This window comes from Nocardia niigatensis NBRC 100131, assembly GCF_000308655.1.
Lineage (GTDB): Bacteria > Actinomycetota > Actinomycetes > Mycobacteriales > Mycobacteriaceae > Nocardia > Nocardia niigatensis.
In genome coordinates this window covers 119,215-141,314 of the sequence record NZ_BAGC01000053.1, presented here as the reverse complement: position 1 = coordinate 141,314, position 22,100 = coordinate 119,215, and the positions used below count along the sequence as shown (strand labels likewise).

Here is a 22,100-nt window from a genome sequence, read left to right as displayed (position 1 = left end):
GCGCCCCGCTGTGGTCCCAAGCGTGGGTTCGGGCCTATCAGTGCCATTGCGGCATGGGGATACTCGACCGGGCATCGAGGGATCTCGCCCACAGGCCCGCACTGTGCGCGGGTCACTGTACGGGCCCCGGGCGTGGGTTCAGCCACGCCCCAGCTGAACTGCCTTGACGACGAGCAGGATCGCGCCGATCACCAGATAGCCGCGCAGGGCGAGCATGCCGAGTCTGGTGCCGGCCGACCAGGTCACCGGCTCGAGCAGGGCCAGCGGTGGCATGCGCCAGGTGTCCTTCTCGGATTCGTCGATCTTCGGGATCGGCGGTGGCGCAGGCGAGCGGCGTTGCATCACGCGTAGCGCCACCAGCGTCGAGACGGTGAGCACGACGATGCCGGCCGCGAGGTACTCCGAGGTCGCCACCACGTCCAGTTCCGGGAACAAGGTGGTGGCCATGAGGATTGCGGACAACAGCAGCAGCGCCCCGACGATGACTCCGGCCACGATGTTGAGCCACGTTCGATTGACCCAGGGGCCCAGCACCTGCGGGTCGTTGCACAACAACAGCAGAAACACACTCGCGCTGGGCAGCAACAACCCGGCCAGCGCCTGCACCGCGGTGGTGATCAAACCCAGCGGCGCACCCGGAATCAGCACGATCATGGCGGCGACGACGACCATGGCGATGTAGGACAGGTAGAACTGCTTGGCATCGCGGAACCCGCGGTGCAGCGAGTGCTTGATACCGAATACGTCGCCGAAGGCGTAACTGGTGGCCAGGGTGACCGCGGCCGCGCCGATGATGGACGCGTCGAGCAGCACGATCGCGAAGAACGGCCCGAGGACGTGGTGCGCCTGCCCGAGCATGCGCGCGATATCGCCGGCATCGGTGAACTTGCCCACCGAGTCGGTGGCACGCGCGGCGTAGTCGGCCGTCATCACCAGTGCCGTCGCGCCGCCGACGACCACGAACGCGCCCAGGGTGGTGTCGGCGCGCTCATAGCCGATGAACCGTGGCGTGATGCGTTTGTCGACGATATTCGACTGCTGGAAGAACAGCTGCCAGGGCGCGACGGTGGTGCCGACCATGGCGATGATCAGCAGCACCGCATCGGAGGTGAAACCGCCCGACACACCGGGAACCACGAAACTGCGTGCCGCGCGGCCCCAATCGGGATGCGATATCAGCAGCATCGGGATCTGTAGCAGGGTGACCGCGATGAACGCGAACATCGCCCGCTCCCACCGTTGGAAACTCCCGGAAGCCATGATGGCCACCAGCGCCACCGCCGCGGTGGGCACCACGATGTATTTGGAGATGCCGAAATACTCCGCCGCCAGGCTGACACCGATGAACTCGGTGACGATCGTGAGGAAGTTCAGGACGAACAGGTCACCGACCGAGAACCAGCCCCACCCGCGGCCGAAACGCTCATTGATCAGCCGGGCATGCCCCACACCGGTGACCGCGCCCAGGCGCACCACCATCTCCTGGTTCACGATCAAGACGGGAATCAGCAGCAACAACACCCACAGCAGGCTGTACCCGTAGTTCTGGCCGGCTTGGGCGTAGGTCGCCACCCCACCGGCGTCGTTGTCGCCGACCATCACGATCAGGCCGGGCCCGATGATGGCCAGCAGCGTCAACATCCGGGTCTTGAACGTGCGCGGATGGTCGGTGTCGGTGAGCTTGATCTTCCCGAGCGCGCCCTCGATATCGCCCAGGTGCGCCGAATCCAGTACCGCCGAGGCGCGATTGACTGTCGCGGGCTTCGACTGCGGCGAAGCGCCCGCAGGATTCGATGGCTGCGCTGACGGACGCTGCTGAACGGTCTGAGCCGGTGCCGTCTTCGGTGATCCGTCGGAAGTCGAACGGTTTTCGTTGGCGTTGGTCATAGCTGTGCCGAGCCGTCCGCGTTCTCGCCGGAGTTGGTCGATGCCGGGGCAGGTTCGCGCACCGGCCGCGGCGCGGGCTCACGGCGCCGCCAGTCCTCGGGAATGATGTCCTCGAGCACATCGTCCACGGTGACCACGCCGAGCACCCGGTCGTCCTCGTCGACGACCGGCACCGCATACAGGTTGTAGTCGGCCATCAGCAGCGCGATGTCGGTGAGGTCGGCGTCGGGGGCCACCCGCACCGGATCGGCGTCCATGAGATCGGTGACCGTGGTCGTCGGCTGCGCCTGCAACAGCGTGATCACCGACGCGACGCCCACCAGTTGCCCGGCATCGAGCACGTGGACCTTCAGCAGCGCCTCCGGCTGCAGCCCCTGCGCACCCGCGACCATCGACAGTGCCTGCGCTGCCGTCGAATCCATCGGACAGGAGACGAAGTCGACATTCATCAATCCGCCAGCGCTGTCGGGATTGAAACCCATCAGCGTGATCACCTTGGTCCGTTGCCCGGCCGGCATCAGATCCAGCACTCGACGTCGGCGCGACTGGCGCAGTTCCATGATCGAGTCCGCCGCGTCGTCGGCGCGCATACGACCCAACAGTGCCGCCACCTCACTATCGGGCATATCGTTGAGCAACCGGCTGGACTGATCGGAATCCAGCTCCTCGAACACGTCGGCCTCCAGCTCCGGGTCACCGTGCACCTGGTCGAGGATCTCCCCGCGCTCATGCTTGTCGGCCTCCTCGAGCAAATCGGCGAGCTCGGCCGGCTTGAGCCCCCGCAGCCGGGCACTGATCCCACGGGCCGCCTTGGACTGATCGTGTCCGATGAGCGGCTCGAACGCCTTCCAATCCCGCGACGCCTGCCCACCCGAGGACTTCACGAGCCCGAAGAACCGCGCCGGCGGGCGCGTGTCCAGCCGTGCCAGCACCCAGCCCTCGCCGGTCCGATCGAGCTCGACATCATAGGCGCGCACCAGGTCCGCAGCCGCCACGTCGATGAGCCGGTGCCCGAGGATATCGGCCTTCAACAGCACCTCGCCCTCACGCCGCTCGAACGAACGCAGATCGACCTTGTTGACCGACAACACGATTCGCTCCCCGCCGAACTCACGGACCTGCTCGGCGGAGACGAACACATCACGCCCACCGACACCCACGACCACGCCGGTGACCGGCGGATAGGCATCCCCGCCGGACAAACGCACGATCAGATCATCCACCCGACCGATCGACTCGCCGGACCCGGCGACGACGGGAGCCTTCAGCAACCGCGACAGATGAACGGTCGTCACCGACTCCGGCGACGAATTCGGTGCGGTTGTACTCATATGCCCTCCTGGCTCGGTGTCCCCGCAAACCGGCGGCCACGGCCACACCCTGCACCGTGGCCGGTGCTATCACTGGAATAATGGCCCAACAGCGGGCATCGGGCAGACGAATGAAACGCCGACGCCACAGTACATAGGCACTACCTGTGCAATCTCGCAGACAACCCCGGACAACTGCCTATTATCCGGGTCACGAGCTGAGGCGGACTGCGGCGATCCGCCGCGGCGCTGCGCGAAGCGGCCCCGTCATCCGAGGCACGCCAGGCGAGGGGACACCGATGGCGGCGATCGTGACCCGGATCCGCGCGGTCGCGCCCCGGACCCTGCGGCCTCGGCCGAGTCGTTCCTGGACACCCTCCGCTCACCGAACACCCGCCGCGCCTACAGCATCGCGATCGTCAAGACCTCGACCAGCTCGCCGCCGCGACCACCAGGGCCGGAACCGGGTGGGACCTGCACGAACTCAGGCATTCCGGCCTGACGCATCAGGGCGAATCCGGGGCCGGCCTGCTCGAACTCATGGCCGAATCCCGGCACCGCAAGCCGGGGCCACGGAGATTCGAACCCTGATCCGAGGCTATGGGGCCCTGCTCACTCGGCCTAGCTCTCATGCCAGAGGACCAAAGGCCATCGAGGCTGAGTGCGCTCTGCTCTGCTCGATTGCGCACTCGCGGGGTCAGCATCGAAACCATGACCGATAAACCATCGACCGCACTCCACTCGGCCTCGGCCCGAGACGCGCTACGGGTGTTCAACAAGTACGTGACCAACCGAGCCATGAGGCCCTTGGCCGGGCGAAAACACTGGTACGCCTCGCTGATTCAGCACACCGGCCGACGCACCGGCACCACATACGCAACCCCGGTCGTCGCCGATCCGACGGCTACCGGGTTCATCATCCCCCTGCCCTACGGCACCCGAGTCGACTGGCTGCGCAACCTCCAGCACACCGGTACCTCAACCCTCACACGTCAAGGTCGCACCTACAAGATCGAGACTCCGAGGATCATCGATGCCGCCACCGCGCAAACCCTGCTGACCCCGCGGCGCCGCCGCCAATTCCGGCGATTCCATATCGACAACTTCGTCACCGTCGAACTCGCCGATACCAACTCCTAGAGAGATACATGACGGCAGCCCACTCGCCTTGACTTTTCGGCCTTCGACAACTTGATGGCTCGTTCCGACCGCAAGCGGGGGATTCTCGACGACCCCGTCGCGGGAGCACGACGGCCAGTGACGGCTCGAGCGATCGTCGCGACGACAGCCTTCGGCTCCCGGCCATTGGCAAGGTGGCCTCGAGGCCGACACTGGGAACCGTGGACACACTGTCGGCGCAACGCGAGTTCACCGCATATGGGCTGTCGCACTGGATAGTGCTGGCCGTATTCGCGGTGGGAGCGGTGTCGGTCGTCCGGATCGGACGTACTCACCGGAATGCACACGCGGCACGATTCTTCAGCAGAATCTTCGGTATATCGATACTCACGCTGTACCTGACGATCTACTTCGCCGCGCTGGTGCCACCAACCATCGGCCACGCCATACCGCTGCGCCTGACCGATCTCGCGACCATGGTCGCCGCGTACGCACTGTGGTCGCACCGGCACTGGGCTTACGCGTTGACCTATTACTGGTGTCTCACCCTGAGCACGCAGGCACTCGTATCCCCGGCGCTGCAGAGCCCGGACTTCCCGAACCGTGAGTTTGTGGCCTTCTGGGCGATTCACCTGATCGTGGTCTGGGCCGCGATCTATCTGACCTGGGGCATCGGCCTACACCCGAACTGGCTGAGCTATCGAATCGCCGTGGCGGCCACCATGGCGTGGACGGCGGTCACCTTCACCTTCAACACCATCGCCGGCACCAACTACGGATTCGTCAATGCCAAACCCGCGACCCCATCACTGCTCGACGTACTCGGCCCCTGGCCTTGGTACCTGGCCACCGTCGCAGCCCTCCTACTGGCTGTGTGGGCCTTGATGACCTGGCCATGGGTCAGAGCGCGACCCAGCCGCTGCTGTGACGGAACTCTTTCGGCGTAGTGCCATGCCGGCGGCGAAACGAACATTGAAGGTGCCGTGCTCGGTATACCCGAGCAGACCGGCACTCGATTGGGCGGTCGGCGTACGCGTTCGCAAGTTCGATTGCACACCGGTCCTGGTCGAACAGCACTAGGGCGCCGAACATGTCGTCCGACTCGGATTGTGGCCGAAGGGGCTCAGGTGCGGTGACATTGGCCTCTCATCAGCGTGAGCGATGCGGTGGCACAGTCAACGACGAGAGGAGGTCGCGATGCAGTCGCAGCCAACGAAATCAGATCCCATTCTCCAGATATCGGTGGGTCATCATGTCTCCGCCGGCGGGGCAGACTACGCCCGCGAGAAGATAGGCCATGCACTCAACTTCGCTCCGGAACCGGTGCTGTCGGCACGCGTGCGCCTGACCGGGCATCGGGATCCCGCCGCCGTGAACCCGATCATCGCCCAGGCGAATGTGAACCTCAATGGTCGGGGGGTGCGGGTGCAGGTGGCCGCCGCGACCACCCGGGAGGCCGTCGACCTGCTCGAAGCCCGGTTGAAGGAACGCTTCGAGCGAATCGCCCGGCACTGGGAAGGCATCCGCGGTCGTCACCCGGCGCCGGGTCCGCACGAGTGGCGGCACGATGCTCCACCGCGCAGCCCGATGCCGTACTTCCCACGGGCCGCCGAGCAGCGGGAAGTGGTGCGGCACAAGTCGTTCGCGCTGAGCGACGAAACCTGCGACGAGGCGGCGTTCGACATGGAGATGATGGATTACGACTTCCATCTGTTCACCGAATCCGGCAGCCGCGTCGACAGCGTGCTCTACCGCAACGGTGACGGTTACCGGCTCGCCCAGCTCGATCCGCAGCCCGGGGCCGTCACTCAGGGCAGTGTGCCCGTCACGGTCAGCGCGGCGTCCGCGCCGATGACGACCGTGGAGGGAGCGATCGAGCGGCTGGAGCTGACCGGGTGGCCGTTCGTGTTCTTCCGTGACGCGGATCGCGACCGTGGTTGCGTGCTCTACCACCGCTACGACGGCCATTACGGGCTGATCACCCCCGCCACCTGAGCCGACGATCGCGCGGCTCGCGTGGAAGGCAAGGAATTCGTCGATGCCGCGCCCGACCGCGACGTGGCTGGGCGCCCAGCCGTAGCACGCGCCGCGCGCGATTTCGGGCAGTTGAGCGGAGGCGACGACGCCGATGCGGTTGCGCACCGTTTGCAGCCAGGTGCGCACCATGTGGTCAGTGAGGGGTCCTCGGTGCCGGTCCGGTCGGCGACCGCGCCGAGGCTTTCGTAGGCGGTGTGAACGGCGGGGGTGAGGGGATCATTCGGCGCCATGACTCCCGCGTCGAACCGTCGACGGCCCGTGACAAGGCTCCGATGTCATCCACGCCGAGCTGATCATATTGCGCGCGAGGGAATTTCGCGTCTGCGACATGGGTGTGCCGGTGCGCGTCCGGGGTCCTTCATGCGAGGTTCCACGCCGTGCTCGCCGGTGCGTGCAATGGTTTGTCGTTGTGCATGGCGGCGATGGCTTCGGCCAGTACCGGCGCGATCGAGCACACCTGGAACTCCGGGTGCAGGCTGCGGTGGGCGATGGTATCGGTGATCAGCACGTGTCGCAGGCCGAGCCGGTGCAGACGGCCGAGGGCGCCGTGTACGAACACACCGTGGGTGGCCGCGACGGTCACATCCGGGGCGGCCTCGTGCAGCTTCAGCAGCCCTAGCGCGGTCTCGATGGTGGCGCCGGTGGTGATCATGTCGTCGACGATCACCGGCAACCGGCCCCGCAACTCGCCGATCAGCTCGAGTGCGGTGACCTCGGTGCCGCTCTCGCGGCGTTTGCGAACCATCGCAAGGGGATTCGGTGATATCGCGGCGTATCGTTCGGCCAGTTTCACCGCGCCCTCGTCCGGGGCGACGACTACCCGCTCGGACAGGGCGATCTCCTGAGCCAGCGTGGGCACAGCGGTGAGCGTCTCGACGGGGATGGGGCTGATCGCCTCCAGGGTGGGGGTGTGCGGGTCCACGACGACCAGTCGGTGCGCACCCGCGGCAGCGATCGCCCTGGTGAACACCGCGACGCCGACGGCCTGCCCGGCGCGGGTGCGGCGGTCCTGACGGGCGTAGCCGAGATACGGCACCACGGCGGTGATTCTGGCGGCGCGGGCGCGCTGGCAGGCGTCGAGCAGCAGCAGGAGTTCGGCCAGATGGTCGTTGACCGGCGGCGGGGTCGGCTGCACGATGTAAACGTCGCTGCCGCTGACATTTTCGACGGTCGGGAGCAGTTCCCCGTCGGGGAACCGCTCGAGGAGTGTATTGGTCGGTTCCGCGCCGAGGTAGTTCGCGACGGTGCCCGCGAGTTCGGGGTTGGCGCTGCCGGCGATGATGCGCAGTGTGCTCATGATCGGGCGTTGTCCTTTCCAGTATCGCCGCGGCTGCCGATGGCGGAGGGCGTCAGGTGAGTCAAGAACCAGTCACGTGCCAGTGCCGCGACTTGTTCCAGCGCACAGGGTTCGGGGAATAGATGTGTCGCGCCGTGCACGACGGTGAGCTTGTTCCGACAGGACACGGCTCGTTGGGCGTAGCTCTGCGCGCGACCTGTCTCATAGGCGGCCGGCACACCCCCGCGGGCGAGTCCGATTACCGCAACGTCTGCATCGCGCAGTGAGAGCAGCCGCACAGCGAGCAAGCGTCCGGCGTCGCCGCGATCGCGAAGCAGCATCTTCAAGCCACCTTCCGGGGACGCATTCACCGGGATGGTTTGTCTCGAGTAGCGCAAGGACCTGCCCGAGGATGGAATCCCCATATCAGGGCGGTGGGTCAAACCAGGCTCATCGGCGTCGATCGAACCTCTCCATCGCCTCGGACAGGTCACCGGTTCACCCGGTCTTTCGAGTATTGCCCCGGGTGCAACGTCGGTCGCGGGTCTTCGGTCCCTTCCTGGGGAGCGAAAGTCACTGTGCTGCAAGCAACGTGTGGTGCAGCGCTGGTCGAGCCAGGTAGAACCCGACGTCAGTTCACGCGGGATTCTCCCCATGTAGCCCCGGTCGGGACGACAGCGAGCAGGGCGGGCCGACGGATTGGGAACGGCTCGAGGCGCACCGGCCCCCAGCCGGGCCGAGCGCGATGCCCGGCGCTCGGACCTGGTGCGCCGGGTCGAGATCGTGGACCGCGAGGGCTGGGGCCACCACCGCTACACCTGGTCCAGCGGCGAAGTCGCACAGGTCGCCTTCCTGCGGGGCGACCGTGAGGTCCTGGCCGAGCAGGGGAATCCACCACGTCCGCGCTCGACACCCACGCCGGGTACCCGTGGGGCATCGACTGCTCCCGGGCCGATATCGCCCGACGGCCACCGGCAGACCCTCGCATGGCCGGCCGAGCTGCGCCGGGAACTCGACCGATGATCGAGCCGACCCCGACCGCGGCGACCGAGCGGATCGCCCGGCCCGAGCAGCGTCACGACCGCGACGAGCGCCCCCGACCGGCGAGCGAGCACCGGGCCGAGGAACAGCCGATGGACGCGCCGGTGCCCCGGTCACGCAAACCCACGCCGCTGCTCGAGTTGGTCGGCGTGGCCGGTGATCCGGCCACCGACAACACCACCAGGACCTACGCCGCGACGTGGCGGTGGTTCGCCGACTGGTGCGTCGAGACCGGGCACACCGCGCTGCCGCAGCAGCCGCGCTCGTTACGGGAGCAGCCCCGGCATCGGCCGACATCGTCTCCGTCCAGGCGGGTGGCCGCACCAACGAAGGCGGGTTCCAGGGGGCATGCATCGAGGTGAAAGCGACGACCTCGACTCCGGTGACGATTGTGGTCAACGGAGTCACGCTGGGGGGCAGCCCATTTGAGCTGAAACGAACCAACGGCGTCAATTACATCGTCACCGTCGAACTCAACCTGGCAGCCGGCGACCAGCACATCGTCGCCTCGCAGAAGAATGCCGATGGCGCGACCGGCCAGCAATCCACCGACTTCAGGTCCAACGGCACCACCGGAAGCTCCGTCATCCCGAACCCGATCGAAACGATCCTGAACGGCTTTCAGACCGGCAGCACCGGCGGCCGCGTCGTGTCGTTCGGCATGGAGTAGCTAGGTGATGGACTCGCGGTCGAATCGTCCGGATTCTGGCGCGCGGCCTGCCGGATCTGGGTCGCCGCGGCACTGTCCATGGCCGCCCGTTTACGCAGCCCCAGTTCATAGCTAGTGGCTATAAACTGCTGTGGCGCGCTCGAGGCGCCGACCACCCACTACGTCCGGTCCCGGAACGCGTCCAGGTTTTCCATCAGGAAGGATTCCAGTGTGCGAGGGGGCTTTCCGAGGATGCGGGCGACGGTGTCGGTCGGGCGTTCTGGATGAGTGATGGCCAGCCGCTGGATTTCCATGATGTGGTTGGCCAGCCAGCCCGGCAGGCCGGATTGTTCGATGAGGTGCTCGCGAAAGCCGGCGGGTGGTAGATCGATATAGCGGATCGGAGTGTGGAGCATGGCGCTCAACAAGGCCGTCAACTCTGGGTAGCTGTAGGTTTCCGCACCGGTGAGAGTGTATGTGCCCCCTGCGATTTCGGTTCGCGTATGCGCCGCGGCCGCGACGTCGGCGATATCGCGGCAGTCGATGTAGTTGCACGCGGCCTCGCCCATGGTCCCGACGATGGCGCCCTTCGTCGCCACCTCGGGACCGAGCAGGAGCAACTTCTGCATGAACGCGTAAGGGCGCAACACCGTGTGCGTGATGCCGGAGGCTCGCAGCACCTCCTCGATCGCGTAATGCCACCGCGCGATGGCCACCGGTGAGTCCGGAGCGGCCGTCGGCACAGAGAGTTTGACCACGTGCTCGATACCGCATACAGCGGCGGTATCGATTGCGCAAGTTTCGAGTTCGACCTGCGCCGGGCCGTTGGTCATGGTGAGGAAGAGTTGTGTGGCACCTTCGAACGCGGCCCGCAGCGTGGCCGGGTCCGCCGCGTCGGCATACCGGATCTCGACATCGGTAGGCGAATAATGCATGGCGCGCAGCCGTTCTGGATATCGGCTCAATGCCCGGCACGGCATCCCGAGCTCGAGCAGTCGCGTAAGAAGCGCATTGCCGGTCGCGCCGGTAGCTCCCATGACGACAATCATCCATGTGCCTTTCGTTGGACCGAGCACCAGCGCCAGGTGATGATCGTGGCGGCCGGTGCGGCGGCGATCGGTAAGTCGATGCGAATGCGATCGGCGAAAACGCCGTAGCGGTGAGGAGTTGGGCAGTCAGCACGACCAGCGTGGCCGCGCCGAGCCCGAATCCGGCCGCGAGCGCGACAGACGCCGCACGGCCCAGCCGAATAGCCCGGATTCTGCCCTACCGCAGCCACATTCCGAGCCGGAAGGCGACAAGCGCGGACGTGACTGCGATCGAGGTCACCGCGGCGCGCAGCAGATCCGCCTGCCCGGTGACCAATCCGCCCGCGCCCGCGCAAACCGCCGGGGCTACATAGGCGAACACGACCTCTCGCCTCACCACGAATCGCGCAGAGGGTCGTCAGATTCATCTACTTAGCTCCCTAACTATACGGGCATGGAGAACCGCCGGACGGCGATCATCCAGTCAGTCCGCAGTGAGCGCGCCCACGCCCTGACTGATGCGTTCGAGCAAATCGAGGAAGACCGCGCGCTCCTTGCGGGTCAATGTGCTGACCATCGACTGCAATCGGCCGAAATGCTCGGGCGCCATATCGCGCAGGTTCTGCGCGCCGCGCGCGGTGAGTACCACCATCACGGCGCGACCGTCCTCGGCTGAAGCGCGCCTGCACACCAGCCCCTGCTGTTCCAGGCCGTCGATCAGCCCGGTTACCGTCGCGCGCGTTACTCCGAGGCTGACTGCCAGCTGCGAAGGCGACTTCTCCCCGCCCGCGTCCTCGAGGTCGGCCAGCAATCGATAACGTCCGGTGGACAGCCCGAACCGTGCGAAGTGCGTCTCTGCCGCCTGACCGAGCTTCGCTCCGGCGGCCAGCAGTCGCACCGCGACGAGCACCGCCTGGGGATCGACTTCCGATTCCAGGCCGTAGCGCCGGATCTGCGACCGCGCCTGCCCAAGAGTGGGAACTTCCAGGGCTTCCGGATCCCTTGTCATGAACTTAATATGGCACCTAACTACTTGGTCGTCAAAGTCGCTCCGATCACGTCACAACGGGTGCCGTCCGGACGTTCTGGAAGGTTCGATCATCATGTCTCCACGGCTGACCGGCGTGCACCACCTGAAGTTCCCGGTTTCCGACCTGTCAGCGAGCATCGCTTGGTTCGAGGCGACACTCGCGGCGACTCGGGTCGAGAAGTACGACCACCGCCATCCCGACGGCACCCTGTTCGGCGTCATCCTGATGCTGCCCGGTGTGCCGATCCCCGTGGAATTACGCGTGGCCCCTGCCGCAGCCTCCGCGACCGCCGGCTTCGACCCGGTCACCTTCGGTGTCGATGGGCTCGACGGCCTGCAGCGGTGGGTGGACCATCTGGACTCGGTTGGCATCGAGCATTCATCGATCGTCACCGGATTCATCGGTCATCTCGTCGAATTCGGGACCCCGGACGGATTGCGCATCCGGATCTACACCGATCCGCCGAACGGTTTCGCCGACGTCGAAATGCGCCCGGATCAGGTCGATTTCAAGCATCCACGACTGAGTCCCGCCATGAGCCCGCAGACCGCCAGCGTCGAGTAGTCGGTGTCGATGCGTGTGCGCGTCGCCAGCGGGGGTCCCGGACTCGCCGAAAAAACAACGGATATGGGCGTCGGGCCCGGTCAGGCGTTGATGTCGCCTCTGGGTAGGCGGTGCGATAGCGCTGGTCGCCGTCAGGCGGCGCGAGATGCTCGAACGCGGCGGCAATCTGCGGTGTGGTCGGTTCGCTGCCGGGTCGTGTTGTAGAGCCGGAATTCGTCGCGGGTGTGGCCGATGAGCACGTCGATATCGCCTGCGGCACCGTCGGCGAGGCCACGCCACGGCGTGCACGGCAGGATATCGCCGTCAATGACGGGGGAGAACGGTGTGGGTGTGAGGGCCATCGGGCCCCGAACATCGACGAACTCCGGCATTCTCGCGATCAGGGCAGCAGTCGCACCGGTCAGGGCCCGCGGCGTCACGCGGGCGAGATCATCGACGGTGGCCCGAGCCCCGAGCCCCGAGGCGCTCGGCGATCGTCTCCGCGATCGCGGTGGCCAGCTGCGGGGAGAAGTAGGTGCCGGGCATACTCTGGCTGATCGCCCGCCGGAACAGCCCGGTCGCCGCCGGCATGACCAGCAGTGCAGCGATACACGCGCCGCCAGCAGACTGGCCGAAGACGGTGACTTTGGCGGGGTCGCCGCCAAAGGCCACGATGTTGTCCTGGACCCATCGCAGTGCAGTGATCTGGTCGAGAATGCCGCGGTTGTCCGGAGCACCGTCGATACGGGCGAAGCCGTCGGCGCCGATGCGATAGTTCATACTGACCACCACCACACCGGTCCCAGCGAGCAGGGCAGCGCCGTAATGCGGGTTGCGGGTGTGATTTTCCAGGTAGGTGCCGCCCTGGATCCACACCATCACCGGCAGTCGGGCGGCACCAGGGTCCGGTGTCAAGACGTTGAGGGTCAGGCAGTCCTCGGAGCCGTCCCCGGTGCTGCCGGTCAGCGACGACATCACCGCACCGATATGGCCGGGCTGCGGAACACAGGGACCGAACTCCAGCGCGTCCCGGACACCGTCCCACCCGCGCACCGGAACCGGCGCGCCGAAGCGACGGGGCCCGACCGGAGGTTCGGCATACGGGATCCCTCGAAAAACCGCGACCGCGCCATCCCAACTGCCCCGCACCACCCCGGCAGCGGCGATAGCCTCCACGCGATCCTCGCGCGAAACAGCATGACCTTCAAACGCACTCGCCATCAGAACATCTTCGGCAGCAGTCGTGTCGTGTTATCGCGCCACCGATTTCACGGCCGCTGCTCGCCCACCGATGCACTCATCTGCCGCATGCCGCGCGGGTTGAAGCGGCCATGACGATCGTCGATTGCGATCGCTGAGACGCGTGTACGCCGCAACTCGTGATCAGTTCGGCGAGTTGGCTTGCAAAGTGCAGAGAAGAGTACTCGCTGACGTTGGCGCGGGGCCGTGTCGCAGTAATGTCGCACTGCCCCGGGCCCTCTGGTTCGGCGTGGGACGTTCGTAGCGAACGCTCTGCTAGGTGAGTGGGAGATCGGTTGCGGCGCCGTATTATCGGATGGGTAACTATGACGCCATCAACGCCCGCGACGACGCCAGGGCGCTGGCCGCAGGCTGGCCGGAGCTGACAGGGACAAGCGGGTGGGATGGGCGACCACGGTGCGCCACGCCAAGCTCGACGAGTTCGAGGCCGGCCTGACTACCGAGCCCGGCGCAGCCAGATGCGGGCGGTGCTGCTGCGCGAGACGCGCGCGGCCGTCTGGATCGACTACCGCGACACCCCATGGGGCGCGGTATGGCTGGCCAACCTCACCAGCGACGAACGCGGGGCCCTACTTTCCTGCACAAGGGACCGGGCATGAGCGATATGGGGAAGTGGCGTGCCGCGGGGCCCGTCCGCGGTCGACCGGGCTTTCGGCATTGACACCGGCCGGGTCACGCCGCACGCTGCGCCCGTGACGATTTTCTTCGTGGTCGTGGTCGGATTCTTCGTCTTGCTGTTCGGCTACGCCATGGTTACCGCTGTGGTGCATCGTGACCCCCGGCCGCGCAGCCGGCGTAGCGGCTCGTTCGACGACTTCGGAATCTCCTCCGACACTTCCCATTCCGGCATCCCGCCAGAGCACGGTGGCCATCCCGACAGCGGCGGTCACCACAGCGGCGGCTCCATCGACTGACGCGCGATGACCGTTCCTTTTGACTTCGGTCCGGACGCCTACGTCGTACGCAAGGGACTGTGGCGGTGGCGCCGTGCGTCGCACGGCCGAGTGGTCTTCGCCGTCCACGGTGCGGGTGTCTACTTCGCTGCCGACGCGTTCGGCCCTGCTCAGACCGTGCCCTGGTCGCGAATCTGCGCGATCGAGCTGTTCACCGAAACCACCTCGACACCGCGAAATCAGCTCCGCCACCGGTGCATCGGCGTGCGGGCCCGCGGCACCGCCCAACCCGCCCGAGGCGGTCCTGCCGCCCGGCCGATTCCCGAGTCGTCGGCCCGGCTCCTGCGCGACGCCGGTCGCGCCGACCTGATCCCCGGCGCCGACGGCACCATCCGCTGGGCGTACCGCCGCATGACGGGCTGGCGCGTATCGCGTGAGAGCCTGACCACGGCCGTCACCCGCCACGCTCCGCATGTTCCGGTCATCGACGGTCCGTCCTGGCCGCCTGCCCTGACCTGGTCCGAGGCGCTCACGGCCCGCAAGCGACGGCCTCGGTGACAACGACGTCGCGGTGAGCCGCGCCCTCCACTCGCGACGACGCACCGAAACGGTCGTACCCGGCAGCGCCCTCATCACGCACAGCCGCACATGAAACCGCCAGCGCCGCAACGATGCCCGCGATTCGCCAAACAGGTCAGGCGGTCTCAACCCCGGGTTGAGCTCAGCGCTGGATTCCGGCCGGATGCGCCTTATTCCGAGGGTGGGGCGGCGGGTCTCCGCCGGCGTCGCGGCTTTGGCGCAGCAACACCCTTGTAGGCCGCCGGTGACATCAGCGCGCCACTCAAAGCCCCGGTCAACTGACATCGCCACTCGGGCGGGCTGACCGAGACGCGGGGAAGGCCGACGGAAGGAAAAGGCTGCTGCCCAGCGTTTGCTTGGGCTCGATCCCGACGGTGACGCCGTCGGCCTCCCGTGTCCGGTCCGCGCACCGGCACATCTGTCGTTGCTGGGTGCTCTGTCGAGGACTCACGCGGTGCGTAGGATGCGGTTTACATCCTGCGCGCCATCGCTTTCCGGTGTCCGCTCGATGCGGTTGCCGGGCTGATCTCCGGTAGCCGTCCACAGTGGGCTGGGTGCTGGGCGGTGCTGCGTCGGCTGTGGCGAAGAGCGTCGTGATCATGGAGATAGGTCAGAGTTTGCGCCGTGGCCGGATGGAATAGCGCCTCGAGCGTCGTGACGGCTCGATCGAGTTCTGTCCTTGTGGCGGACTGGAGTTGGTCCGTTTTCAATTGTCGGAGCACCGCTCCGGTGAGATTCGCCCGGAGGGTGATGCTGCTCGAAGCGGGGCCGATCGGTTGCAGTTGCGCCCCGTAGGAGAACGTCAGCAGTCCCGGCACCGCGGCGCTGAAGTGCAGCATCGATGGCGGTGTCCACTCGGTGATGGTCCAGCGGATCTCATGGACGGCGCCGAAGGCGGTGATTTGCTCGGTGGCGGATGTTCCTCTTCTGGGCGGTGTCGGCAGTGGATCGAGCCACTGTTGGTGGCACGGTAACCATTCGCCGTAGCGGGACAGATCCGAGACCACTGCCCACACGTCGTCGATCGACGCGGGCAGTCGGCGTGATGCGGTACTGGACCATCTCATGCGGGGCACTCCGTTGTCTTACGTACAGCCTGAACGACTTTCGAACGCATCAGGTGTCTCAGCGGGTGTGGCTGTCGTCCCCGACTGTCGGCAGCCCGGCACACCAATTGGTGGCACTTCGTCACCAATTGACACCCGCCGGGCATGGCGTTGTCAAGATGGATGAATGACTTCACCCCAGACCTGGGGCGGCCGTACCGCCGAGGCGCGGCGCACCGCACGCCGCGCGCAGCTGATCGATGCCGCGATCGATATCTGGGCGGAAGGAGGTTGGGGCGCCGTCAGTCTGCGCAGCGTGTGTGCTCGGGCGGGCCTCAACGACCGGTACTTCCGCGAGAGCTTCGCCGACCGGGACACGCTGCTGGCCGCGGCGTGGGATCAGGTCCGCCAGGAAACCACGGCCACCCTGGCCACGATCCTGGCAGACCTCGCGGTCACACCACCGCTCGCGGTCTTGCACCGGGTGATCGAGGTGATGGTCGTCAACTTCGCCGACGATCCGCGCCGCGCGCCAGTGCTTTTCGGTGACCATGCGGGCTGCGCGGTCCTCGAACGCCGCCGCCACGATCTGATTCTGGTCGCCACGGAGGTGCTCGCCACGGGTATGGAGCCCCATCTGCGCAAAGACAGGGATCGCGACCTGTTCCGCGGGTCGGTTCTGATGGCGGTCGGCGGCATCGTCGAACTGATCACCGCATGGCGGGTCGGAGTCCTCGTCACCGATGCCGCGGGAATAATCGACCGGACAACCCATTTCGGGACAGTCCTGGCCGACTACTACCTCGAGGACGAGCACTGACCAGCGTGCCTTCGGTCAGATGGCCCAGCACCGCCGTGCCCGGCCGCGGCGCGGCCAACGCATTCTTCCATCGGCGATCCTGTCGTTCGTCTGCTCGATCGGCAATGTGCCGCTGGCCGCGGTGCTGTGGAACGGCGGTATCAGCTTCGGCGCACAACCACTGCGGTCACCGGGCCACGCATGACCATGCTCGCAGCGGACACGATCACGCCGGCCACGACCACACCGGGCATCACCGTCGGGCCAAACCCATTGAGCCACAGCGCTATCCGGCTGCGATCTCGTCGATGGCCGCGTGGAGGCGGTCGCCGGCTTCATCGGCAACCTCCTTCACCCCTGGCACGTCGACCAGGTCGGCCATCATCTGCGGGTCGGCCGCTTCGACCAGCACCGTGTCGGGTCCGATGCCGCGTACCACGACGTTGCAGGGCAGCAGCACGCCGATGCGCCGCTCGGCATCGAGCGCACGGTGGGCCAACGGCGGATTGCAGGCACCCAGGATCAGGTAATCCTCCATATCCACCCCGAGCTTGGCGCGCATGGTCGCACGCACATCGATCTCGGTCAGCACGCCGAAACCCTGCCGCGCCAAGGCCGTTCGAGTTCGCTCGACCGCGTCGTCGAAGGATCCGCGCAGGGTGGCCGTCAATTTCGTGTCCATTGTTCGTCCCTTTCGGCGCTGTCCCGGATCCCGCGGTCAACTCGACGTGTCGCTGCCGAGGACCTTCAGGCGGCGGGTGTATTCCTCGTCGTCGATCTCCCCGCGCGCGTATCGCTCGGCCAGCATCTGCTGCGGGGTGGGCCGCGTACCGGTGTCGCCGCGCGGGGCGGGTCCACCCGAGTAGCGAATGAGTGTGACGAAGCCCCCGATCACGAGTGCCCAGAAGATCAGCATGCCGATGGTCATCAGGGCGTAGCCCCAGCCACCCATGCCATTGCCGTACCACATCATCATGTCCGTACTCCCTCGAATCGATCAGCCGCTGCCGCAGGCGATCACATGGTCATCGGGGGCAGAATTCCCTGCTGATGCAGCCACATCATGACCGTGTGGCACACCTGCATCAGCGGCGACTGCATGTCCATGTTGTTCATGTCCATCGATCTCTCCTCGAACCGGGGCCGGCGCACATCTCCGACCGTGTCGAGTTCGACGATCACACGGCAACCCCCGGTATCAGCAGGGTCCGAAGACCCCACCGCCGAGCCCAACGTCCTCGGCTACCGAACGATCCACTCAACAAAGACCACCGCTGTACCAATCCGTCGCACACGAGCATGCCGACTTCCTAGACGTCGCGGTTTTCAGCTTGGTCAGGATCTGCAGCCAGAATTTCGCGCCCTCACCGCCGTCACCGGGGCAGGCCCGAGGATTTCGCGTACGCCCTCGACCGTGACCGCCAACGCGACATAGACGGGCCGGTTGTGATCCGAGAAGCCCACGAAGAGATCGGGGTCGTCGTAACCCCATCTGATCTGCGGTTCGCCCATGTTCTGCACCAACGCAGCGACTCCGGCGCGGGACGCATCGGGTTCTTCTTCGAGGCCGACCAATGGATCGGCGAGCCACGCAATATGGAGCCGACCAAGTGCGCGGGCCTGCTGTGGGCCGACCCTAACGCACTCCCAACCAACACAATCCCGTATCAGGCAGCCGGGATCAGAAACTGCCATCAACGAGCACCGTTCGATCTGCACGGATGGAGCTGATCAGCGATGATCGCCGAGGTACCCACAGCCTTGCGTGACAGGCAGCTCGCCGTCGTCGATGCCGAGGGCAACGGCCGCCGCCCGACACCGGAAATCATCGAAATCGCCATCGTCCCCGTCGACGGTGCCGTAGTCGGCCCGGACAACATCCGGTGTCGGCTCCTCCAGCCGCTCAACCGGGTCAATCCTATTGTGACACAGAAGATGCACGGCATCCGTGAAAGCGATGTCGCCGACTGCCCCCTGTGGGCGCAGATCGAGCCATCGATGGGCGCGGCCCTGTCCGGGCGCGTACTGGTAGCCCACAACGCGACCGTGGAACGCCATCTGTCGGATTGGGAGCCGCCGGTCCTGCTCAACACATTGCAGCTGGCGAAAGCGGTATCGCCCGGCGTGCCCTGCAACGGGCTGGACGGGCTGGTCGACCACGCCGCACCGGACACGACGGCGGTCGGTTTCGGAGCGCCTGAGGGCCGTGCGATGGATCCTGTGCGCGCTGACTCGTAGCGCGGCAGCCCATGGCAGTTGGTCGCGAGCTTCGAAATCGACTTCGGCGGCTGCGCTCTCGTAGACACCGTGGGTGGTGTCGCGATCGCCTCGCGCACAACCGGTCCGAGCGCAACCGAACCGAATGCACCGCCGCCGGCCTTCTCGACTCCGGTGGGGAAGGCGTCTGCTCATCGTCGAATGGCTCGAGTCATCGGGAGATGCAACCCTGGGGGAGGTGTTCGACTCTGAGAATCAGTGTCGCCTCCCCATCAAGGCCCACCCGATGATGAATGACAGGATCGTCCAAATACCGACAAAGTGGACGGCGAGTTCTGGAGTTCCCAAGTGCTGACCTAGAATTGTGAATTGTGACAGCGGTCGGGTGTGAATAGATGTGACTCGCCGTTACTGGGCCTGTCGGATGATTGTCTTGCGTGGTAACGTCCGAGTCTCACAGGTCGTTGGCGATCAATAGGCTTCTCAAGCGTTCTTCCATGAGGCGGCGAGCGCGCAAGGCGGACCACCGATCTTTGGTGTACACACCCGGGAAGTTGTCGCTGAAGGCCATGAAGAGGGACCTCTCGCTGCTCCATACAACCTGAACGTGGCCGAACGTTGCGTTCTCTGCTGTCACAGTGTTCTCGTCCTCCGCTCGCGATTCGATTATTCGGGACACTGGTGGAAGAGGGCTCGTCGAAGAAGGACTTGAAGATGGCAGCGCAGGGCCGGTAAGGCGGTACGTGCGCAGGACCGTGCCGCCGATGGTGTAACGGTCATTTCCTCTTCCTGTTCGCGTGCATGTTTCGGTTCGGGTACCCGACGGTGGTGCCGCTGAGCTAACGGCACCACCGCGCAACGTTGGGGAGCGTTGGTGGGCGCGCCCCCGCAACCGAGGATCCGCCGAGGGGTGATAGCGGATCATTCGCCAAATTACCGGCAGCGGGCCGATTTTTAAGGATTTACCGAAAGAAGTTCCGTTTTGTCCATTTAATGACCGTCCCATAACGAACAAATTGGGCGCCCGCGAGCGTATTTCCGCTGTTTGCGCGGCACGGCGAGACCGTGTCTGAAATCGTGACCGTTGTCCAGTGTTGATGCTATTGAATAGCTGGAGATTGATCGGCCATGGAGGGCACGCCGCCGCAGCCGCCCCGCGAGCGATCTGAAGTCCCAACTCCGCAGCAACGCAGCAACTCTGCTCCGGTGGTCCGGACGGTCATGCCGGCAGCCCATCCACACCTGGCAGCCGTGACAGGTCGAGGCATGGGAGTGGTCCGGCGTCACGGCTCGGGATGTCAACCGCGACAACGGTTCTCTGTCGGCGGACTCGGCGCCGGAGAGGATCGGCTGTGCAAACCGTTGGCGCGCCGCATGGTTCGCGATATCGAGGACCGGCTCCGGGTCGACTCGGGGCACGACCGCCGGCAGGTGCTGGACGCGTTCCAGTCCTGGTCCGGCAACCTCGCCGTACTGCATCAGGTGCGGTCCGTCGCCGGGAAGCTGCTGCTGTGGTGTCGCATCAGGCCGGAATGGTGGAATCGTCGCCTGGCCGGCCGGGCGCGGATGCGGTCCTCGCCGAACGGAAAACGCCGCTATCCCATGGGATAGCGGCGCGCGCCGGGCCGGATCGTTGAGTCGGGTCAGGGCAGGGCGCCACAGTTCACCGGCGCCGGCAAGCCGGCGAGGCGGTCGGTCATCCACTGCTGCGAGGCCGCGAGCGCGGGGAAGAAGGCCAGCACATGGGTGCCCACGGCGCCGGAGACGGCCGGAATCGTGGCGTTCGCGTCGAGCTGCACGGGAGCGCCGCCACCGCACCATTGGGCGGCCATATCGCGGATGGCCGGGTAAGGCGTCCCCTCGTCGTTGCGGGCCGCCGCGATCAGAACCGGGACCGCCGGGGTACGCGTGCCGAGCCGCTGCTCGTCGAACGCAGCCTTCAAGACCGGGGAGCGATCGATCACGGCTGTGAGCGGTTGGCCGCTGGTGGTCCACTGGGCGGTGTTCTGATACCACTCGAACAGGCCGAAGAGGCCGGCGCACTTGTCGGCCGAGTCCCGCAGGACGGCCTTGCCGGTGTCGTTGAGTTCGGCGTCGAGCACCTGACGGGTGTCGGGGTAGTCGGCGGCGATGCCGTTGAGGATCCATGCAAAGGCGGGCGCGACGGAGGGGCGGCCGTCGTTGTACCCGATGAAATATTGGTCGTCCACAACCGGGCCGCCGGCATAGGCGGCGCGTACGTCCAGGTCGGGAGCGTAATCCGGCTGCAGCTCGGCTGCGGCGGCCGAGGCCATTCCGCCCTGTGAGTACCCGTAAAGGATAACCGGCGGGTGAGCACCGAGCCCGTTGCCGGGCAACCTGGTCGCGGCACGGGCGGAGTCGAGTACCGCGTAGCCCTGGGCCTTCCGGTTGAGGTAGTCGTGGGTGTCCGGTGTGCCCAGGCCGTGATAGTCGGTCATCACCACCGCCATGCCGCGCGAGAGCAGCGTGAACAGCGCCAGGAGGTCGTATTCGAAAATTGCGTCGGCCGGCGGCTGAAACTGCACGACCTGCGACAGCAGTTTCGAGGGGGCGCACTGCTTGCCCTGTCCCTTCGTGCCGCCCGCATACGCGACCAGCGGCCGTTCACCCGGGCCGGTCCACGGCTGTGTCGGCTGGAGATAGGTGCCCACCACAGCGGTCGGCGCGTCATTGGCGTCGCTGCTGACATACATGATGCGCGTCGAGGTGGCCGGAATGATCCCGGGCTGGCCGGGGGCCGACAGCGCCAGTGGCACCGACTCGCTGCGGACGATGTCGCCCGCACCGCCGGGCAGGGGCATGGGTGGAATATAGAAATCTGCCGCTGCCACCTCGGTGGCCGGTTCCGCCGCGGCGGGTTGCGCAGAAACGGCCGCGCTGGACGCGACGAGCACTCCGGTCAAAGCAAAGGCGCAGACGAGCTTTTCGCTCCTCACGTATTCGATCCTTCCCGCGGATTGGTTTTCCTGGCAGCTAGATCTAGATCGGTGAGTGAGAGTATGAGAGTAACCGTGCTGGGGCCGGGAAACCGGATGCGATGGCTCGTGTTGCCGATGACATCCGCCTGTGCTGTGAACGCTGAGACAATGCCCGCTATTGAGATCCTCCCGACCGGACGGTTCGGATGACTCGGCGCGAGTCTGCCGGACGCCCGAGAAAGAGGTGACCCGCATGTTACCGGTTCCAGGCCGAGAACACTGTGCCAATGTTCCTCGCTCCGGATCGAGGCATGTTAGGCTCGTGCTCGCCTGATCGTTGGACCTTGTTCTGACCGAATTTCCCTGGGTGGTAGTGGATTTCGCGTACTTGATCGGCATTCCCTCTCGTGGTCTGTGACCGTATCGCAACGTGCCGTTCGAGAACG

At 66.0% G+C, this 22,100-nt stretch carries 27 protein-coding genes and 1 pseudogene; 13 read left to right on the top strand and 15 right to left on the bottom strand.

Annotated elements, in window-relative coordinates:
- Positions 1 to 138: 138 nt before the first annotated feature.
- Positions 139 to 1,887, bottom strand: coding sequence for an NRAMP family divalent metal transporter (locus ON33_RS25585; RefSeq protein WP_083869292.1), 1,749 nt, complete (start codon positions 1,885 to 1,887; stop codon positions 139 to 141).
- Positions 1,884 to 3,218, bottom strand: coding sequence for a magnesium transporter MgtE N-terminal domain-containing protein (locus ON33_RS25580; RefSeq protein ID WP_051152792.1), 1,335 nt, complete (start codon positions 3,216 to 3,218; stop codon positions 1,884 to 1,886). Before ON33_RS25580 ends, ON33_RS25585 begins: the two co-directional genes overlap by 4 nt.
- Positions 3,219 to 3,908: 690 nt before the next feature.
- On the opposite strand from ON33_RS25580, the gene ON33_RS25575 reads away from it, so the two are divergent.
- From ON33_RS25575 to ON33_RS25565, 3 genes are all read left to right on the top strand, one after another.
- Positions 3,909 to 4,337 carry a PNPOx family protein gene (locus ON33_RS25575; RefSeq protein ID WP_040861602.1) on the top strand — a complete coding sequence of 143 codons (429 nt, stop codon included), beginning with the start codon at positions 3,909 to 3,911 and terminating at the stop codon, positions 4,335 to 4,337.
- Positions 4,338 to 4,546: 209 nt separating this feature from the next.
- Entirely contained in the window at positions 4,547 to 5,263 is a 717-nt protein-coding gene (locus ON33_RS25570; RefSeq protein WP_040861663.1) for a YwaF family protein, read from the top strand.
- A 250-nt stretch (positions 5,264 to 5,513) separates the two neighbouring features.
- Positions 5,514 to 6,311, top strand: coding sequence for a ribosome hibernation promotion factor (locus ON33_RS25565; protein ID WP_040861601.1), 798 nt, complete (start codon positions 5,514 to 5,516; stop codon positions 6,309 to 6,311).
- 400 nt (positions 6,312 to 6,711) lie between these two features.
- On the opposite strand, the gene ON33_RS25560 is transcribed toward ON33_RS25565, so the two are convergent.
- Positions 6,712 to 7,650: a ribose-phosphate diphosphokinase gene (locus tag ON33_RS25560; protein ID WP_051152791.1), complete on the bottom strand. Its 939-nt coding sequence runs from the start codon at positions 7,648 to 7,650 to the stop codon at positions 6,712 to 6,714.
- Complete coding sequence (locus ON33_RS42555; protein ID WP_174391570.1) at positions 7,647 to 7,970, bottom strand: hypothetical protein; 324 nt, start codon at positions 7,968 to 7,970, stop codon at positions 7,647 to 7,649. Before ON33_RS42555 ends, ON33_RS25560 begins: the two co-directional genes overlap by 4 nt.
- 358 nt (positions 7,971 to 8,328) lie before the next feature.
- Between ON33_RS42555 and ON33_RS25555 the strand changes: the two genes are divergently transcribed.
- From ON33_RS25555 to ON33_RS25545, 3 genes are read left to right on the top strand one after another with little or no spacing between them, the layout of a single operon-like run.
- The gene (locus tag ON33_RS25555) at positions 8,329 to 8,652 is read left to right on the top strand and encodes a hypothetical protein (protein ID WP_157184730.1); all 324 of its coding nucleotides are present in this window, start codon (positions 8,329 to 8,331) and stop codon (positions 8,650 to 8,652) included.
- On the top strand, positions 8,649 to 9,032 hold the full coding sequence (locus tag ON33_RS25550) for a hypothetical protein (protein WP_040861599.1): 384 nt from the start codon (positions 8,649 to 8,651) through the stop codon (positions 9,030 to 9,032). The genes ON33_RS25555 and ON33_RS25550 overlap by 4 nt, the downstream gene beginning before the upstream one ends.
- A complete protein-coding gene (locus ON33_RS25545) occupies positions 9,029 to 9,340 on the top strand; it encodes a hypothetical protein (RefSeq protein ID WP_169336844.1) in 312 nt (103 codons plus the stop codon). Before ON33_RS25550 ends, ON33_RS25545 begins: the two co-directional genes overlap by 4 nt.
- Positions 9,341 to 9,498: 158 nt before the next feature.
- On the opposite strand, the gene ON33_RS25540 is transcribed toward ON33_RS25545, so the two are convergent.
- The 3 genes from ON33_RS25540 to ON33_RS25530 all read right to left on the bottom strand — a co-directional run bounded on the left by ON33_RS25540 (position 9,499) and on the right by ON33_RS25530 (position 11,356).
- Positions 9,499 to 10,368, bottom strand: a complete 870-nt coding sequence (locus ON33_RS25540) for an NmrA family NAD(P)-binding protein (RefSeq protein ID WP_040861597.1) — start codon at positions 10,366 to 10,368, stop codon at positions 9,499 to 9,501.
- Between the two features lie 217 nt (positions 10,369 to 10,585).
- Positions 10,586 to 10,729 (bottom strand): hypothetical protein, encoded by a 144-nt coding sequence (locus ON33_RS41640; protein ID WP_157184729.1) that lies wholly within the window; start codon positions 10,727 to 10,729, stop codon positions 10,586 to 10,588.
- A 102-nt stretch (positions 10,730 to 10,831) separates the two neighbouring features.
- A complete protein-coding gene (locus ON33_RS25530; RefSeq protein ID WP_040861596.1) occupies positions 10,832 to 11,356 on the bottom strand; it encodes a MarR family winged helix-turn-helix transcriptional regulator in 525 nt (174 codons plus the stop codon).
- 94 nt (positions 11,357 to 11,450) lie between these two features.
- On the opposite strand from ON33_RS25530, the gene ON33_RS25525 reads away from it, so the two are divergent.
- Positions 11,451 to 11,942, top strand: coding sequence for a VOC family protein (locus tag ON33_RS25525; protein WP_040861595.1), 492 nt, complete (start codon positions 11,451 to 11,453; stop codon positions 11,940 to 11,942).
- A 131-nt stretch (positions 11,943 to 12,073) separates the two neighbouring features.
- Here the strand turns inward: ON33_RS25525 and ON33_RS38585 are convergent, their stop codons facing one another.
- Entirely contained in the window at positions 12,074 to 12,361 is a 288-nt protein-coding gene (locus ON33_RS38585; protein ID WP_051152790.1) for a carboxylesterase family protein, read from the bottom strand.
- Between the two features lie 10 nt (positions 12,362 to 12,371).
- Positions 12,372 to 13,142 (bottom strand): carboxylesterase family protein, encoded by a 771-nt coding sequence (locus ON33_RS38580; protein ID WP_083869291.1) that lies wholly within the window; start codon positions 13,140 to 13,142, stop codon positions 12,372 to 12,374.
- A 731-nt stretch (positions 13,143 to 13,873) separates the two neighbouring features.
- Between ON33_RS38580 and ON33_RS25515 the strand changes: the two genes are divergently transcribed.
- Together ON33_RS25515 and ON33_RS25510 are read left to right on the top strand one after the other, a co-directional pair.
- Positions 13,874 to 14,095, top strand: coding sequence for a hypothetical protein (locus ON33_RS25515; RefSeq protein WP_157184728.1), 222 nt, complete (start codon positions 13,874 to 13,876; stop codon positions 14,093 to 14,095).
- Positions 14,096 to 14,101: 6 nt separating this feature from the next.
- On the top strand, positions 14,102 to 14,632 hold the full coding sequence (locus ON33_RS25510) for a hypothetical protein (RefSeq protein WP_040861593.1): 531 nt from the start codon (positions 14,102 to 14,104) through the stop codon (positions 14,630 to 14,632).
- Between the two features lie 491 nt (positions 14,633 to 15,123).
- On the opposite strand, the gene ON33_RS38575 is transcribed toward ON33_RS25510, so the two are convergent.
- On the bottom strand, positions 15,124 to 15,720 hold the full coding sequence (locus ON33_RS38575) for an SRPBCC family protein (RefSeq protein WP_157184727.1): 597 nt from the start codon (positions 15,718 to 15,720) through the stop codon (positions 15,124 to 15,126).
- A gap of 166 nt (positions 15,721 to 15,886) precedes the next feature.
- On the opposite strand from ON33_RS38575, the gene ON33_RS25500 reads away from it, so the two are divergent.
- Entirely contained in the window at positions 15,887 to 16,519 is a 633-nt protein-coding gene (locus ON33_RS25500) for a TetR/AcrR family transcriptional regulator (protein ID WP_040861592.1), read from the top strand.
- Positions 16,520 to 16,592: 73 nt separating this feature from the next.
- Positions 16,593 to 16,670, top strand: a pseudogene (locus ON33_RS42865) (hypothetical protein); the annotation flags it as partial.
- A gap of 114 nt (positions 16,671 to 16,784) precedes the next feature.
- On the opposite strand, the gene ON33_RS25495 reads toward ON33_RS42865, so the two are convergent.
- The 4 genes from ON33_RS25495 to ON33_RS41625 all read right to left on the bottom strand — a co-directional run bounded on the left by ON33_RS25495 (position 16,785) and on the right by ON33_RS41625 (position 18,217).
- Positions 16,785 to 17,180 carry a DUF302 domain-containing protein gene (locus tag ON33_RS25495; protein ID WP_040861591.1) on the bottom strand — a complete coding sequence of 132 codons (396 nt, stop codon included), beginning with the start codon at positions 17,178 to 17,180 and terminating at the stop codon, positions 16,785 to 16,787.
- A gap of 36 nt (positions 17,181 to 17,216) precedes the next feature.
- On the bottom strand, positions 17,217 to 17,474 hold the full coding sequence (locus tag ON33_RS25490) for an SHOCT domain-containing protein (protein WP_040861590.1): 258 nt from the start codon (positions 17,472 to 17,474) through the stop codon (positions 17,217 to 17,219).
- A 41-nt stretch (positions 17,475 to 17,515) separates the two neighbouring features.
- The gene (locus tag ON33_RS41630) at positions 17,516 to 17,680 is read right to left on the bottom strand and encodes a hypothetical protein (RefSeq protein WP_157184725.1); all 165 of its coding nucleotides are present in this window, start codon (positions 17,678 to 17,680) and stop codon (positions 17,516 to 17,518) included.
- A 153-nt stretch (positions 17,681 to 17,833) separates the two neighbouring features.
- A complete protein-coding gene (locus ON33_RS41625) occupies positions 17,834 to 18,217 on the bottom strand; it encodes a hypothetical protein (protein ID WP_157184724.1) in 384 nt (127 codons plus the stop codon).
- Positions 18,218 to 18,235: 18 nt separating this feature from the next.
- Between ON33_RS41625 and ON33_RS25480 the strand changes: the two genes are divergently transcribed.
- Positions 18,236 to 18,736 (top strand): 3'-5' exonuclease, encoded by a 501-nt coding sequence (locus tag ON33_RS25480; protein WP_051152787.1) that lies wholly within the window; start codon positions 18,236 to 18,238, stop codon positions 18,734 to 18,736.
- Positions 18,737 to 20,089: 1,353 nt separating this feature from the next.
- Complete coding sequence (locus tag ON33_RS25470) at positions 20,090 to 20,326, top strand: hypothetical protein (RefSeq protein ID WP_040861587.1); 237 nt, start codon at positions 20,090 to 20,092, stop codon at positions 20,324 to 20,326.
- Between the two features lie 32 nt (positions 20,327 to 20,358).
- On the opposite strand, the gene ON33_RS25465 is transcribed toward ON33_RS25470, so the two are convergent.
- Positions 20,359 to 21,672, bottom strand: a complete 1,314-nt coding sequence (locus ON33_RS25465) for a lipase family protein (RefSeq protein WP_245550706.1) — start codon at positions 21,670 to 21,672, stop codon at positions 20,359 to 20,361.
- Between the last annotated feature and the right edge of the window lie 428 nt (positions 21,673 to 22,100).

Bases quoted from the DNA above. Each gene is read 5' to 3' on its own strand.
- ON33_RS25585 (WP_083869292.1), bottom strand. From the start codon at position 1,887: ATGACCAACGCCAACGAAAACCGTTCGACTTCCGACGGATCACCGAAG.
- ON33_RS25550 (WP_040861599.1), top strand. From the start codon at position 8,649: ATGATCGAGCCGACCCCGACCGCGGCGACCGAGCGGATCGCCCGGCCC.
- ON33_RS25510 (WP_040861593.1), top strand. From the start codon at position 14,102: ATGACCGTTCCTTTTGACTTCGGTCCGGACGCCTACGTCGTACGCAAG.
- ON33_RS25525 (WP_040861595.1), top strand. From the start codon at position 11,451: ATGTCTCCACGGCTGACCGGCGTGCACCACCTGAAGTTCCCGGTTTCC.
- ON33_RS25540 (WP_040861597.1), bottom strand. From the start codon at position 10,368: ATGATTGTCGTCATGGGAGCTACCGGCGCGACCGGCAATGCGCTTCTT.
- ON33_RS25490 (WP_040861590.1), bottom strand. From the start codon at position 17,474: ATGATGATGTGGTACGGCAATGGCATGGGTGGCTGGGGCTACGCCCTG.
- ON33_RS25480 (WP_051152787.1), top strand. From the start codon at position 18,236: ATGATCGCCGAGGTACCCACAGCCTTGCGTGACAGGCAGCTCGCCGTC.
- ON33_RS38580 (WP_083869291.1), bottom strand. From the start codon at position 13,142: ATGGCGAGTGCGTTTGAAGGTCATGCTGTTTCGCGCGAGGATCGCGTG.
- ON33_RS25500 (WP_040861592.1), top strand. From the start codon at position 15,887: ATGACTTCACCCCAGACCTGGGGCGGCCGTACCGCCGAGGCGCGGCGC.
- ON33_RS25575 (WP_040861602.1), top strand. From the start codon at position 3,909: ATGACCGATAAACCATCGACCGCACTCCACTCGGCCTCGGCCCGAGAC.
- ON33_RS25530 (WP_040861596.1), bottom strand. From the start codon at position 11,356: ATGACAAGGGATCCGGAAGCCCTGGAAGTTCCCACTCTTGGGCAGGCG.
- ON33_RS25470 (WP_040861587.1), top strand. From the start codon at position 20,090: ATGGTTCGCGATATCGAGGACCGGCTCCGGGTCGACTCGGGGCACGAC.
- ON33_RS25565 (WP_040861601.1), top strand. From the start codon at position 5,514: ATGCAGTCGCAGCCAACGAAATCAGATCCCATTCTCCAGATATCGGTG.
- ON33_RS42555 (WP_174391570.1), bottom strand. From the start codon at position 7,970: ATGCTGCTTCGCGATCGCGGCGACGCCGGACGCTTGCTCGCTGTGCGG.
- ON33_RS38575 (WP_157184727.1), bottom strand. From the start codon at position 15,720: ATGAGATGGTCCAGTACCGCATCACGCCGACTGCCCGCGTCGATCGAC.
- ON33_RS25495 (WP_040861591.1), bottom strand. From the start codon at position 17,180: ATGGACACGAAATTGACGGCCACCCTGCGCGGATCCTTCGACGACGCG.
- ON33_RS25560 (WP_051152791.1), bottom strand. From the start codon at position 7,650: ATGAGCACACTGCGCATCATCGCCGGCAGCGCCAACCCCGAACTCGCG.
- ON33_RS25580 (WP_051152792.1), bottom strand. From the start codon at position 3,218: ATGAGTACAACCGCACCGAATTCGTCGCCGGAGTCGGTGACGACCGTT.